This window comes from Enterococcus sp. AZ141 (assembly GCF_051714385.1).
Classification (GTDB): domain Bacteria; phylum Bacillota; class Bacilli; order Lactobacillales; family Enterococcaceae; genus Enterococcus_D; species Enterococcus_D entomosocium.
This window is the reverse complement of the sequence record NZ_JBIORT010000001.1, coordinates 751,711-765,686: the sequence shown is the minus strand read 5'-3', so window position 1 is coordinate 765,686 and position 13,976 is coordinate 751,711. Positions and strand designations below refer to the sequence as shown.

Here is a 13,976-nt window from a genome sequence, read left to right as displayed (position 1 = left end):
ATGAATGCAGGAACCCCTGCAATGAATCAAAATCACTTTTGGAAAAGGAGGGTACCTATGCTGAATCAGCCACTTACGGTATTAAAGGGTGTCGGAGAAAAACGCGCCCAAGACTTGGCGAGTTTAGGAATCGAAACCATCGAAGACCTGCTAAAGTATTACCCGTTTCGTTATGAAGACATTCAAGAACGGCAATTAGCGGAGATTCAAGACCAAGAAAAAGTAACGATCAAGGGGATCGTCGTTTCCCCACCGGTCGTCAATCGCTTTGGTTACAAGAAAAGTCGGTTGCAATTTCGCATGATGCAAGACCACGATGTCTTTAATGTCTCCTTTTTCAATCAGCCTTATTTGAAGGATAAAGTAGAGGTCTCAGAAGAGATCGCCGTCTATGGCAAATGGGACGCCAAACGCAAAGGACTGACGGGAATGAAAATTCTCGGCAGCAAGAGCGCAGAAGACTTTGCCCCAATTTATCATGTCAATAAAGCCGTGCGTCAAAGTGTGTTGATCGAACTGATCAAACAGGCATTTCTTGATTTTGGTGATCAGATCACGGAGATCTTGCCTTTGTCATTGATCGAAAAATATCGGTTGTTGGATCGAAAATCCGCGATGTTTGCAATGCATTTTCCCAAAGATCCCCAAGAGAGCCATCAAGCGAAGCGTCGGGTGATTTTTGAAGAGTTTTTTTTGTTCCAAATGCAGATCCAAGGACTGAAGAAAAGCGAAAAAGCCGAGAAAAACGGCTTGGCGATCGATTATGATGTGCAACGCTTGAAAGAATTTACTCGTAAACTGCCCTTTGAATTGACGAATGCGCAAAAGCGCGTGACCAATGAAATCTGCCATGACCTGAAAAGTCCGCAGCACATGCAGCGGCTCTTGCAAGGAGATGTAGGGAGCGGGAAAACAGTCGTTGCGGCGATCGCCCTCTATGCTACGATGACGGCTGGCTTTCAGGGCGCACTGATGGTGCCAACTGAGATTTTGGCCCAACAGCACCTAGAGAGCTTGAATCAACTCTTTGACCCCTTAGAAGTGACCACCGCTCTTTTAACAGGCTCGACCAAACCAAAAGAACGGCGGGTCATCTTAGAACAATTAGCAGCCGGGGAGATCGACATCATCGTTGGGACCCATACGCTGATCCAAGAAGGGGTAGACTTTGCACATCTTGGCTTAGTCATCACCGATGAACAACACCGTTTCGGGGTCAATCAGCGAAAAGTCTTAAGGGAAAAAGGCTATCTGCCTGATGTACTCTTTATGACCGCCACGCCGATCCCTCGTACGCTAGCGATCACGGCTTATGGCGAAATGGATGTTTCGGTGATCGATGAGATGCCGGCAGGACGGATTCCTGTAGAGACTCGCTGGGTCCGGCCACCGCAGTTTGAATCGATCTTAGAGTGGGCGCAAAAAGAATTGGCCCAAGGGCATCAGATGTATGTCATCTGTCCTTTGATCGAAGAATCCGAAATGCTGGATGTCAAGAATGCCACGGAGATTTATGAGCAGCTGCAAAGTTATTTTTCCCCAACCTATCAAGTAGGGATGTTGCACGGGAAAATGAAGAATCAAGAAAAAGACACTATTATGGAAGCATTCAAAGAAAATCAACTGCAGATCTTGGTTTCCACGACGGTCATCGAAGTAGGGGTCAATGTTCCCAATGCGACAGTGATGCTGATCATCGATGCTGATCGTTTCGGATTAGCCCAGCTCCACCAATTACGTGGACGGGTAGGACGCGGCGCCGATGCTTCTTACTGTATTTTGATCGCGAACCCGAAAAATGAGACGGGGGTCGAACGAATGAAAATCATGACAGAAACCACCAACGGCTTTGTAGTCAGCGAAAAAGACTTGCAGTTGCGGGGGCCAGGAGAAGTCTTCGGCAATCGACAATCGGGCTTGCCAGAGTTTGCGGCTGCCGATTTGGTCGCGGATGCCCATATTCTAGAAGTGGCACAAGTCGAAGCTACCCAGCTTTGGCAAAAAAACGGCTGGCAGCTGTTGCCAGAATTTTCGGCATTGGCGAACTATTTGGCAGCAAAAAAAGCAGACAAACAATTTTTTGATTAAAGAATATGCTATACTGATTGGGAAAATGAAGGGAGTGGCAGCGAGATGCGGATTGCTGTTGATGCAATGGGCGGAGACAACGCCCCAAAAGCGATCGTAGAAGGAGTCATGCTGGCGAAAAAAGACTTTCCAGAGATTGAATTCCTCCTTTACGGAAAAGAAAATGAAATCAAAAAATACATGACGGATGATAAAAATGTCACTATCATCCACACAGATGAAAAAATCAATAGTGATGACGAACCCGTCAAAGCAATCAGACGGAAAAAAACCGCTTCAATGGTCTTAGCGGCACAAGCAGTGAAAAATGGCGAAGCAGATGCGATTTTTTCAGCTGGAAATACCGGTGCCTTGTTAGCGGCTGGTTTGTTTATCGTCGGTCGGATCAAAGGAATCGATCGTCCAGGATTAATGTCCACAATGCCAGTGATCGGCAAAGATGCTGGCTTTGATATGCTGGATCTAGGTGCCAATGCCGACAATAAACCAGAACATTTGGCAAACTATGCCGTCTTAGGATCCTTTTACGCCCAAAAAGTTCGTGGGATCAATCGACCACGGGTCGGCTTGTTAAATAACGGAACGGAAGAAACCAAAGGTAGTGAATTAACGAAAAAAGCCTTTGAACTGCTGTCAGCGGATCCTACGATCCACTTTATCGGCAATGTCGAAGCCCGGGAATTACTGGATGGTGCAGCTGACGTCGTCGTGACAGATGGCTTTACTGGGAACGCTGTTTTGAAATCGATCGAAGGAACCGCCTTGAACTTGATGGCGTTGTTGAAACAATCGATTCTTGATTCAGGTACCAAAGGAAAATTAGGCGCATTGTTACTGAAAGATGCATTGCGGAAAGTGAAAAATGAAATGGATTATGCGAAACATGGCGGGGCCGTATTGTTTGGTTTGAAAGCACCAGTCATCAAAACCCATGGTGCGACAGGACCAGAAGCGGTAGCGTACACCATCAAGCAGATCCATACGATGCTAGCAACAGATGTCGTGGCACAATTGGTCGCCCACTTTGAAGAAATGCCGGCTGCAAAAGACGAAACGCAATCATAATGCAATCATTGTAATGAAATTGCAAAAAAATCTAGACAAAAAGCATAGAAAGCAGTACAATGTTTGTTAGCCATTCTATGTTTTGTGCAAACGCGTGGAGGTGAAGCCAGTTGACACGAGATGAAGTATTCAAGAAAGTTGCGGTCGTGATCGCCAATCATTTTGAAATTGACGCAGAGAACGTAACGGATACGATGAGCATTAAAGACGACTTGAACGCTGATTCGATCAGTGTGATGGAATTCGTCCTTGAACTAGAAGATGAATTTGGTACCGAGATTTCTGATGAAGATGCCGAGCAGATCGAAACAGTCGGTGGAGCGGTTGATTATATTTCAAGCCATCTTGCTTAAGACAGACATAAGAGCTAAGTCCTAGATGACTTAGCTCTTTCTTTCTCATAATTGATCCGCTGTGATTTGGGCGGCTTTTCTTTAGAATCGAAATCAAAAAAACGATCGTTAAACCTGACATGACGGCGTTGGAAGCGTAATGTAAATTTTCTGAAAATTCAGTGTATTAAGTTTTCTGGGACTTGCATTATTGTTAGCATTTCTATATAATTATTAAGAATATATTATACAATGTTAAGAAAGCTTTTGGAAATGAAATGCATGTTCCTTCTTTTTTACATTAAAACGCAAGACATCTTAGAAAGTAGAGAGGGGTATTCGATTGTCCAGAGATAATCAATTACTAGATGTTCAAAACCTTCACACAGGTTTTCGTATCAAAGACGATTACTATGACGCAGTAGATGGTATTTCTTTTACACTGGATCGTAATGAGATCTTAGCAATCGTAGGAGAATCTGGTTGCGGAAAAAGTACGTTGGCTACAACGATCATGGGGCTACATGACCCAAACAACACGAAAATCACTGGGGAAATCTTATATAAAGATTTAAACTTGTCAAACTTAAATGAAACGTTATACAACAAAATTCGCGGAAATGATATTGGGATGATTTTCCAAGATCCGTTGTCTGCACTGAATCCGTTGATGCGGATCGAAGACCAAATCAAAGAAGGTTTGTCTTATCATACAGATATGAATGCCGAACAGCGCCAAGCACGAGCATTAGAATTATTAGAACAAGTTGGGATTCCAAATCCGCCACGTGTAGGACGTCAATACCCTCATGAATTGTCTGGTGGGATGCGTCAGCGGGTCATCATCGCGATCGCGATTGCTTGTAAACCGCCAATCATCATTGCGGATGAGCCAACGACAGCGTTGGACGTGACGATCCAAGCACAGATCCTTGATCTACTAAAAGATTTGCAAGAAGAAACGCAAACGGGGATCATTTTGATCACCCACGATTTAGGTGTCGTAGCAGAGATGGCCGACCGAGTAGCCGTAATGTATGGGGGACAGTTTGTGGAAGTCGCATCAGCCGAAGAGTTGTTTGCCAATCCGAAACATCCATACACCCGCTCATTGCTTAACTCGATCCCTCAAGAAAATTCTCAAGACAGTGAACTGCATGTGATCGAAGGGGTGGTTCCTTCCTTGAAAAATATGCCTCGGACTGGTTGTCGGTTTGCTGCACGGATTCCTTGGATCCCTGAAAGCGACCACGAAGCAAACCCAGTCTTGCATGAAGTAGCACCTGATCATTTGGTCCGTTGCACATGCTACAAGCATTTTCATTTTAGAGACGAAGAAGGAGAAGTGTAGATGACAGAATTAATTACAATCAAAGATCTGAAAGTCCACTATCCTATTCGCAGCGGATTCTTCAACCGCGTCACGGATCACGTGTACGCCGTTGATGGTGTGGACTTCGTCATTGAAAAAGGAAAAACCTACGGATTGGTTGGTGAGTCTGGTTCTGGTAAATCCACAACTGGGAAAGCTATCGTTGGGTTAGAAAAAATCACTAGCGGCGAAATCATTTATGATGGGCAAGACGTGACTAAACGTTCTGTCCGCAAGAAAATGAACTACAACAAAGATGTCCAAATGATTTTCCAAGATTCAATGTCTAGCTTGAATCCTAAAAAACGTGTGGTGGACATTATCGCAGAACCATTGCGCAACTTTGAACGCTTAAGCGATCAAGAAGAGAAAACACGTGTGAAAAGTTTGTTGGATATCGTTGGGATGCCAGAAGATGCCCTATACAAATATCCTCATGAATTCTCTGGCGGACAACGTCAACGGTTAGGGGTTGCCCGTGCGGTAGCTTCCAATCCAAAACTGATCGTCGCCGATGAGCCGGTTTCAGCTCTTGACTTATCCGTGCAAGCACAGGTACTGAACTTTATGAAACGGATCCAGCAAGAATTCGGCTTAAGTTTCTTATTTATCTCTCATGACTTAGGGGTCGTAAAACATATGTGCGACAATATCGCCATCATGTACAAAGGCCGCTTCGTTGAGATCGGGACTCGGGAAGATATCTACCAAGACCCGCGTCACATCTATACAAAACGTTTATTATCAGCGATTCCTCAAATCGACGTAAAAAATCGCGATGCTCACAAAGAAAACCGCCGCAAGGTCGAGTTGGAATATGTGACCCATCAAAAAGATTACTACGACGAATCTGGCAGAGTGTATGACTTGCGTAAAATCACCGAGTCGCACCAAGTCGCATTGAAAAACGGGGGTGCTGAATAATGTGGAAAACAATTCTACGTCGTTTGTTGTTGATGATCCCACAAGTCATTATTTTGAGTATCTTGATTTTCTTGATCGCACAAGCAATGCCTGGGGATCCATTTACTGGTTTGATCAATCCAAACCAAGATCCAGCTGTTATTGAGCGGATGCGTGAAGCCGCTGGTTTGAATGACCCATGGTATACCCAGTATTTCCGTTGGATCGGAAATGCCTTAAAAGGGGACTTTGGACAAAGCTTCATCTTTAAATTGCCTGTTTCAACATTATTAGCAGGACGTATCAGCAATACATTGTGGTTATCTTTATTGACGGTCATTTTGACTTACGTGATTGCCATTCCTTTAGGGATGTGGGCAGGACGTTACCAAAATTCATTGCTTGATAAAGTCGTCGTTGTTTACAACTTCTTCAGTTTCGCCGTACCGTTGTTTATCTTTGCGTTGATCGCATTGTTCATCTTCGGTTACCGATTGGCTTGGTTCCCAACGGGTGGTTCCGTTGCACCGGGGGTCAGCGGCATGGCTGAGTTTTGGAGTCGCTTGTATCACCTACTATTACCGGCAATCACTTCTGCATTATTAGGAACAGCAGTGACGATCCAATACTTGCGAAGTGAAGTCATTGATTCGAAATCATTGGATTTCGTTCGTACCGCTCGTTCAAAAGGGGTACCAACGAACAAAGTCTTCTCACGTCACGTTTTCCGGAATGCATCGTTGCCGATCGCATCACAAATGGGCTACGAGATCACGTCATTGATCGCAGGTTCTGTGGTCATTGAGAAAATCTTCGCCTACCCAGGTGTCGGAAAACTGTTTATCGATAGTATCGTCCAACGGGACTATGCCGTGATCACTTCACTGACATTGATCTTAGGACTAGCGACCTTGATCGGTACGCTGCTGTCAGATATCATCATGAGTATTGTCGATCCAAGAATCAGAATCCAGTAATAGGAGGGGATAAATGTGTCTGAAAAGAAAGAAAAAGTACTAAAACAAGAGAGCATCCCGCCTATGGGATTGAAAATGATTTTTCGCGAATTCTTAAAAGATAAAATGGCGATTTTTTCATTAGTTTTGTTAGTCGCAGTTTTATTATTCGTGTTTATCGGCTCGGCAGTTATCGATCAATCACAAGTGATGCGTGTCAGCATCCTTGATAAATACGCTGTACCTGGCGCGATTTCGCCAAACGGCGGCACCTACCTTTTAGGGGCGGATGAAGGTGGCCGTGATGTTTGGGGACAATTGATCATCGGTGCGCGTAACTCAATCTTGATTGGTTTTTCAATCACGATCATTACGTCGATCGTTGGGGTCGGATTAGGGATCATCTCAGGTTACTACGGCGGCATCATTGATAACATTTTGATGCGTATCGTTGACTTCGTTATGATTTTGCCGATCATGTTGATCATTATCGTTATCGTATCGATCGTACCTCGTTATAACGTTTGGACCTTTATATGGGTCATGAGTGCCTTTTACTGGGTCGGAAAAGCAAGGCTCTTCCGAAGTAAGACCCTTTCAGAAGGCCGTCGCGACTATGTTAGTGCATCGAAAACCCTCGGAACCAATGACTTTGTCATCATGTTCCGCGAAATCATGCCGAACCTTAGCTCATTGATCATCACCAACTTAACAATGAACTTTGCAGCGAATATCGGTATTGAAACGACACTAACATTCTTAGGTTTTGGTCTGCCGACCAATGTTCCAAGTTTGGGAACACTGATCGGATATGCCAGCAGCGGTGATGTGCTGGTCAACAGACAGTGGATCTGGTTACCCGCATCAATTCTAATTTTAGTCTTGATGTTGAGTATCAATTACGTTGGTCAAGCATTTAAGCGTTCAGCGGATGCGCGTCAACGACTAGGATAAACAAGGAGGATACAGGATGAAGAAAAATATTTTTGGTATGGTCACTCTTTTGTCAGTGTTAGCATTGGCAGCTTGTGGCAGCAACGGCGGCGGAACCGATTCTTCTGGTGGCGGCAATGCAGCGACAGAAACAGAAGATATCAGCTCAATGCCAACAGAAGTCAACAATGACGAGGATGCAATCGAAGGCGGAACATTGGACGTTGCAGTAGTGATGGATACGCAGTTCCAAGGGTTGTTCCAAACAGAATTTTATCAAGATAACTATGATTTCCAATTTATGCAACCAAGTAATGAAAGTTTGTTCTTAACAGACGCCGATTTCCGAATCGTTGATGGTGGTGCGGCTAATCTTGAATTAGACGAAGAGAACAACACAGCAACAATCACATTGCGTGACAACTTGAAATGGTCTGACGGTGAAGATGTAACGGCAGATGACGTGATCTTCTCTTATGAAGTAATCGGTCATAAAGATTATACAGGTATCCGTTACGATAATAACTTTACTAACATTGTTGGTATGGAAGATTACCATGATGGCAAATCTGATACAATTTCTGGTATCACCAAAGAAAGTGACAAAGTCGTTAAAATTCAATACAAAGAAGTTCACCCTGGTATGATGCAAGCCGGTGGCGGTATTTGGTCTTCAGCATTACCAAAACACGCCTTTGAAGGAATTGAAGTCAAAGATATGGAATCAAGCGATCCTGTTCGTAAAAATCCAATCGTCTTTGGTCCTTATGTGATGTCAAACATCGTTGCGGGAGAATCTGTTGAGTATGTACCAAATGAGTACTACTACGGCGGCGCTCCTAAAATGGATAAATTATCATTTAAAGCTGTTCCAACTTCTTCAATCGTAGAAGCTTTGAATGCAAAACAATATGATATTGCATTGTCAATGCCAACAGATACGTACCCAACCTACAAAGATACAGATGGCTACCAAATCTTAGGTCGTCCTGAACAAGCCTATACTTATATCGGCTTTAAATTGGGGACTTGGAATGATGAAGAAGGAAAAGTTAATTACGATCCTGATTCAAAAATGGCGGATAAATCATTGCGTCAAGCAATGGGCTATGCATTAGATAATGATGCTGTCGGAAGTCGTTTCTATAATGGCTTGCGTACAAATGCAACGACATTGATCCCACCAGTATTCGGTACATTGCACAACACCGAAGTAGAAGGCTACACATTAAACATCGACAAAGCAAATCAATTACTTGATGATGCTGGTTATAAAGATGTCGATGGTGATGGCATGCGTGAAGACAAAAATGGTGAGAAATTAACCATCAACTTTGCTTCAATGTCAGGTGGCGAAACAGCACAACCATTAGCAGATTACTACATTCAACAATGGAATGAAATCGGCCTTGATGTACAGTACACAACTGGTCGTTTGATTGACTTCCAAGCATTCTATGACAAGCTGAAAAATGATGATCCTGAAGTTGATGTTTACCAAGGTGCATGGGGAACTGGATCAGATCCTTCTCCAACTGGCCTTTATGGACCAAACTCAGCATTCAACTACACTCGTTTTGAATCTGAAGAAAACACGAAGCTATTAGAAGCAATCGATTCAAAAGATTCATTTGACGAAACAAAACGTAAAGAAGCATTTGATGCATGGCAAGAATATGCTGCAGATGAAGCATTCGTAATCCCAACACTTTATCGTAATGAAGTTTTACCAATTTCAAATCGCGTGAAAGACTTTACATGGGCATATGATGCAGACCATAACACATGGGCAACAGTTTCAGTTACAGCTGAATCTCGTTAATCAATGATCGTTGAAAAGGCGTCCTTTCTGGGACGTCTTTTTTCTTGTTTTTTTGCAGGTATCTGAGGAAAACAGGCTTTTTTATACAGGAGAAGAATAAGTAGATAAAATTTTATTACGGTCTTTCCAAGAATTTGGAGGAAACATTTCATAATTCGGCAAAAACCAGTATAATAGGGAAGTGTCGATAAACTAATGAAGGAATGTGACAAATGAATACACAATTAACGAAAGAACTAAAAGAAAAGTTTGATATTGTGTTCCATGATGTAGATCTGCTTGAACAAGCGTTTACGCATTCATCTTATGTGAATGAGCACCGCAACTTGCACTTGTCAGATAACGAACGTTTAGAGTTTTTGGGCGATGCTGTCTTAGAGTTGATCGTTTCACGGTATTTGTATCGTGAATTGCCAGATCTGCCCGAAGGTAAGCTGACGAAGCTACGGGCGGCAATCGTTCGCGAAGACAGTTTATCCATGTTTGCCAAAGATTGCCGATTCGATGAATACATTCGTCTAGGCAAAGGGGAAGAAAACTCTGGCGGTCGTAAACGACCTTCTTTGCTTTGTGATCTATTTGAAGCCTTTTTAGGTGCGTTATACTTGGACCAAGGACTGGAAAGTGTCAGCGGCTTTTTGACGAAAGTTGTTTTTCCAAAAGTAAAAGCAGGTGCTTTTTCCCATGAGATGGATCACAAGACCCGCTTGCAAGAAGTCTTGCAACGTGGCGGCGATGTTTCCATCAACTATCGTTTGATCAAAGAAGCAGGCCCCGCCCATGAACGGATTTTTTGGACGGAAGTCTATTGCGATGATACCTTGATCGGAAAAGGACAAGGAAAATCGAAGAAATTATCAGAACAGGACGCCGCGGCGAATGCCTTGGCGGATCTTGAACAGTAAGAGAGGACTGGCGGAGTGTATTTAAAACGAATAGAGATTGCCGGCTTTAAATCCTTTGCCGACCGCACAGTCATTGATTTCGAACATCGTGTGACTGCAGTCGTCGGACCAAATGGCAGCGGCAAGAGCAATATTACCGAAGCGATTCGTTGGGTTTTAGGAGAACAATCTGCCAAAAATCTACGTGGTGGCAAAATGCCTGATGTTATTTTTGCAGGTTCTGACACCCGCAGAGCGCTAAATATAGCGGAAGTGACGATCGTTTTAGACAATAGCGATCATTACTTGCCGATGGATTACAGTGAGATCAGCGTGACTCGCCGCTTGAGAAGAACCGGCGAAAGCGACTTTTTCTTAAATAAACAAGCTTGCCGCTTAAAGGACATCCAAGAGTTATTTATGGACTCTGGGCTGGGGAAAGAATCATTTTCGATCATTTCCCAAGGCAAGGTAGAAGCAATTTTCAGCAGCAAACCAGAAGACCGTCGTGGGATTTTTGAAGAAGCGGCGGGGGTATTGAAGTACAAACAGCGGAAAAAGAAAGCCGAGCAAAAGTTGTTTGAAACGGAAGACAATTTAAGCCGTCTACAAGATATCATTTATGAACTAGAAGATCAGTTGGTGCCTTTGGCAGCCCAAAGTGACGCAGCCAATCGCTTTTTAGCGTTAAAAGAAAAATTGACGACGGTTGATGTGGCCTATGCGGTCTTAGAGATCACGAAAGCAAAAGAAGCGTGGGAGACAGCCAAAGCTCAACTGAGTACCTTTAACCAAGAACTGGCGCAGATTTCCGAAAAGATTAACCAAGGGGAACTGTCGCTACATTCTTTGCGGCAACAACGTACCGCCTTTGATGAAACGTTGGAGCGTTTGAATCAGCAGCTTTTAGAGGTCACCGAAGGACTGAAGCAAGCCGAAGGGCAAAAAGAAGTCTTAGATGAGCGATCAAAACATACGCAAAAAAGCTCCGCGGAATACCAAGAAACCCTAGAGGAAGTTACGGAACGGGTCACGCTTTTAAATGAAGAAAAAGCGGAACTGATCGGCTTGCTTTCACAAAAGAATCGGAGTGTGCAGGAAGTTGAAGCAGCGATGCTGGCGTGTCAGCAAGAGCAGGAAAAGTACCAACGTTCAGCAAAAGAAATCATTGAAGAATTGCGTAGCCAATATGTCGAAGCCATGCAAGAGCAGGCAACGATCGGAAACGAATTGAAATACTTGGAGCGTCAATACCAGCAAGAAGCCGCGAAAAATCAAACGGCGTTGAGCAAGCAGACGCAAATGAATACGTCGTTGAAAGAAAAGACGACGGAAGCGCAAATCGTGGAAGAACAGCTAACGCAGGCTAAGGCGATTTTAGAAGAACAACGCAAACAATACATCCATCTTCAAGAAAAATCCCAGACCAACAAAAAACGCTTTGATGAAGAACAAAAGAAAATGTATCAGTTAATGAGTCAAGTGCAGCAAGTACGAGCGAAACAGCGCAGTCTGCAAGATATTCAAGAAAATTATAGCGGCTTCTATCAAGGCGTTCGCTTGATTTTGAAAAACAAACAGCAAATCAGCGGCATCGTTGGCGCAGTAGCGGAGTTGATCGATGTGCCGCAAGACTATACTGTGGCGATCGAGACCGCACTAGGCGCCGCTGCACAGCATGTTGTCGTTGAAAATGAGCGGGATGCACGGGCAGCCATCACGTATTTGAAAGAAAATCGCGGCGGTCGTGCAACCTTCTTGCCGTTGACGACCATCAAAGCCCGTCATTTGCCAGATTATGCCCGCAATCAAGCCAAGCAAGTGTCTGGCTTTATCGGTGTTGCCAGCGAATTGGTCCAGTCGTCTGAACACGTCCAAACCATTACGGATAACTTGTTAGGTAGTATCTTGATTGCCGAAGACTTGCAAAGTGCCAATGCGTTAGCACGGGCATTGAACTATAGCTATCGGGTCGTTTCTTTAGAAGGGGATGTCATGAATGCTGGCGGTTCCATGACGGGTGGCGCAACGAAGAAAAATGCCGGTAGTTTGTTTAGCCAAAGCAATGAGCTGCAACAATTGACGGCACAAGCGGCGCAACTGGATGAGCGGCTTTTAAAAACGGAAAAGCAAGTCCAGCATTTTGAAGCAGCGACCAAAGAAGCACAAGCAGCACTAGAAGAATTGCGGACGCAAGGGGAACAGGCTCGTATGACGGAGCATGAGCTGCAAAGCCGCTTACAAAATCTTGAGAATGACCTGAGCCGCTTGAAGCAAGAGCAGCAAGTGTTTGATTTTGAACATCGCGAAGTGCAAGCCTTCTTTGAAGAATATGATGAGAAGAAGACGAGTTTGGAAGAACAGCAAAAGAATATTGCGGCGCAATTGGCGAAAATCGATCAAGATATTCATCAAATGAATGCCGAAGAAGACTTGATCGAGGAAAAACGTCAAACCTTAGCACAAGAAAGTGCGCGCTTGCAGGCAGCTTTCGCCGTTCAAAAAGAACAAGTGGCGCATTTGCAGCAAAAAATTGCCGCTACGAATCAAGCATTGGAAGAAAACGAAGCGCGTCAGCACTCCTTAGAACGGCAGTTAGCTGCCTTGACAAGTAACGTCAGCGATCATGAGTTTTCAGAAGAAAACATTCTTCAGCGAATTGAAGCATTCACAAAAACCAAGCAGCAGGTAACAGCGGAATTGACGGTGATTCGTGAACAACGGCAAGTGGTTCAACAAGAAATCGGCGCATTAGACGAATCCCTGAGTGCTGAAAACTTAACGCAAAAAGAAAAGCTGTCAGAAAAAACTGAAGTTGAGATCGAAAAAAATCGCGCAGAATTGGTGATGGACAATCGTTTGTTGTATTTACAAGAAGAATACAATCTCACCTTTGAAAAGGCCGCGCAAGATTTCCCTGAAATCGAGGATGCAGAACAAGCCAAAATCGACATTCAGGAACTAAAACATGCGATCGAGCAAATTGGTCCAGTCAATTTAAATGCGATCGAACAATATGAACAAGTCAATCAACGGCATTTGTTCTTAACGAGTCAGCGAGATGATCTGCTGTCGGCTAAAGCACAGCTGTTTGATACGATGTCTGAAATGGATGAAGAAGTCAAAACCCGTTTCGGCGAAGTCTTCGATGCGATCCGTCTGCAATTCAAACAAGTATTTCCTAATATGTTTGGCGGCGGTCATGCGGAATTAGTCTTAACAGATCCGAAAGATTTATTGAACACTGGGATCGAGATTGAAGCCCAACCACCGGGCAAGAAATTGCAAAACCTCAGCTTGCTATCAGGGGGCGAACGGGCGCTGACTGCGATTGCGTTATTGTTTTCCATTATTCAAGTTCGTCCAGTACCATTTTGTGTGCTTGACGAAGTGGAAGCAGCATTGGATGAGGCCAATGTCTCTCGTTTCGGTCATTACTTGAGTGCTTTCCAAAATGATACGCAGTTTATCGTCGTGACCCACCGCAAAGGAACGATGGAAGCCGCAGATGTGTTGTATGGTGTGACCATGCAAGAGTCCGGAGTGTCGAAGACCGTGTCCGTGCGCTTAGAAGAAGTGCGTGAAGGCGGTAGTTTTGCAGCAGATCAAGCATAGAGGAGG

General features: G+C 44.1%; 10 protein-coding genes. All 10 read left to right on the top strand.

The features are described from left to right. The first annotated feature begins 21 nt into the window (after nt 1–21). The 10 genes from recG (at nt 22) to smc (ending at nt 13,970) form a co-directional block, all read left to right on the top strand. The gene (recG, locus tag IGI89_RS03495; protein WP_438735339.1) at nt 22–2,088 is read left to right on the top strand and encodes an ATP-dependent DNA helicase RecG; all 2,067 of its coding nucleotides are present in this window, start codon (nt 22–24) and stop codon (nt 2,086–2,088) included. Nucleotides 2,089–2,133: 45 nt separating this feature from the next. Beyond that, on the top strand, nt 2,134–3,153 hold the full coding sequence (plsX, locus tag IGI89_RS03490) for a phosphate acyltransferase PlsX (RefSeq protein ID WP_005232496.1): 1,020 nt from the start codon (nt 2,134–2,136) through the stop codon (nt 3,151–3,153). Nucleotides 3,154–3,263: 110 nt separating this feature from the next. After that, entirely contained in the window at nt 3,264–3,506 is a 243-nt protein-coding gene (gene acpP, locus IGI89_RS03485) for an acyl carrier protein (protein WP_005227129.1), read from the top strand. Nucleotides 3,507–3,828: 322 nt separating this feature from the next. Further along, the gene (locus IGI89_RS03480) at nt 3,829–4,836 is read left to right on the top strand and encodes an ABC transporter ATP-binding protein (RefSeq protein WP_005232494.1); all 1,008 of its coding nucleotides are present in this window, start codon (nt 3,829–3,831) and stop codon (nt 4,834–4,836) included. Next, nucleotides 4,837–5,781 (top strand): ABC transporter ATP-binding protein, encoded by a 945-nt coding sequence (locus tag IGI89_RS03475; protein ID WP_005232492.1) that lies wholly within the window; start codon nt 4,837–4,839, stop codon nt 5,779–5,781. It begins immediately after the preceding gene. Next, a complete protein-coding gene (gene opp4B, locus IGI89_RS03470) occupies nt 5,781–6,737 on the top strand; it encodes an oligopeptide ABC transporter permease (RefSeq protein ID WP_005227132.1) in 957 nt (318 codons plus the stop codon). The genes IGI89_RS03475 and opp4B overlap by 1 nt, the downstream gene beginning before the upstream one ends. 63 nt (nt 6,738–6,800) lie before the next feature. Then, nucleotides 6,801–7,670 carry an ABC transporter permease gene (locus IGI89_RS03465; protein WP_153883525.1) on the top strand — a complete coding sequence of 290 codons (870 nt, stop codon included), beginning with the start codon at nt 6,801–6,803 and terminating at the stop codon, nt 7,668–7,670. A 16-nt stretch (nt 7,671–7,686) separates the two neighbouring features. Beyond that, nucleotides 7,687–9,471, top strand: coding sequence for an oligopeptide ABC transporter substrate-binding protein (locus tag IGI89_RS03460; protein WP_016619606.1), 1,785 nt, complete (start codon nt 7,687–7,689; stop codon nt 9,469–9,471). A 212-nt stretch (nt 9,472–9,683) separates the two neighbouring features. Beyond that, nucleotides 9,684–10,376 carry a ribonuclease III gene (gene rnc, locus IGI89_RS03455; RefSeq protein ID WP_005227136.1) on the top strand — a complete coding sequence of 231 codons (693 nt, stop codon included), beginning with the start codon at nt 9,684–9,686 and terminating at the stop codon, nt 10,374–10,376. 15 nt (nt 10,377–10,391) lie between these two features. Beyond that, nucleotides 10,392–13,970 (top strand): chromosome segregation protein SMC, encoded by a 3,579-nt coding sequence (gene smc / locus IGI89_RS03450; RefSeq protein WP_438735338.1) that lies wholly within the window; start codon nt 10,392–10,394, stop codon nt 13,968–13,970. The last annotated feature ends 6 nt before the right edge of the window (nt 13,971–13,976 follow it).

Bases quoted from the DNA above. Each gene is read 5' to 3' on its own strand.
- recG (WP_438735339.1), top strand. From the start codon at position 22: ATGAATCAAAATCACTTTTGGAAAAGGAGGGTACCTATGCTGAATCAG.
- rnc (WP_005227136.1), top strand. From the start codon at position 9,684: ATGAATACACAATTAACGAAAGAACTAAAAGAAAAGTTTGATATTGTG.
- IGI89_RS03475 (WP_005232492.1), top strand. From the start codon at position 4,837: ATGACAGAATTAATTACAATCAAAGATCTGAAAGTCCACTATCCTATT.
- IGI89_RS03460 (WP_016619606.1), top strand. From the start codon at position 7,687: ATGAAGAAAAATATTTTTGGTATGGTCACTCTTTTGTCAGTGTTAGCA.
- plsX (WP_005232496.1), top strand. From the start codon at position 2,134: ATGCGGATTGCTGTTGATGCAATGGGCGGAGACAACGCCCCAAAAGCG.
- IGI89_RS03465 (WP_153883525.1), top strand. From the start codon at position 6,801: ATGGGATTGAAAATGATTTTTCGCGAATTCTTAAAAGATAAAATGGCG.
- opp4B (WP_005227132.1), top strand. From the start codon at position 5,781: ATGTGGAAAACAATTCTACGTCGTTTGTTGTTGATGATCCCACAAGTC.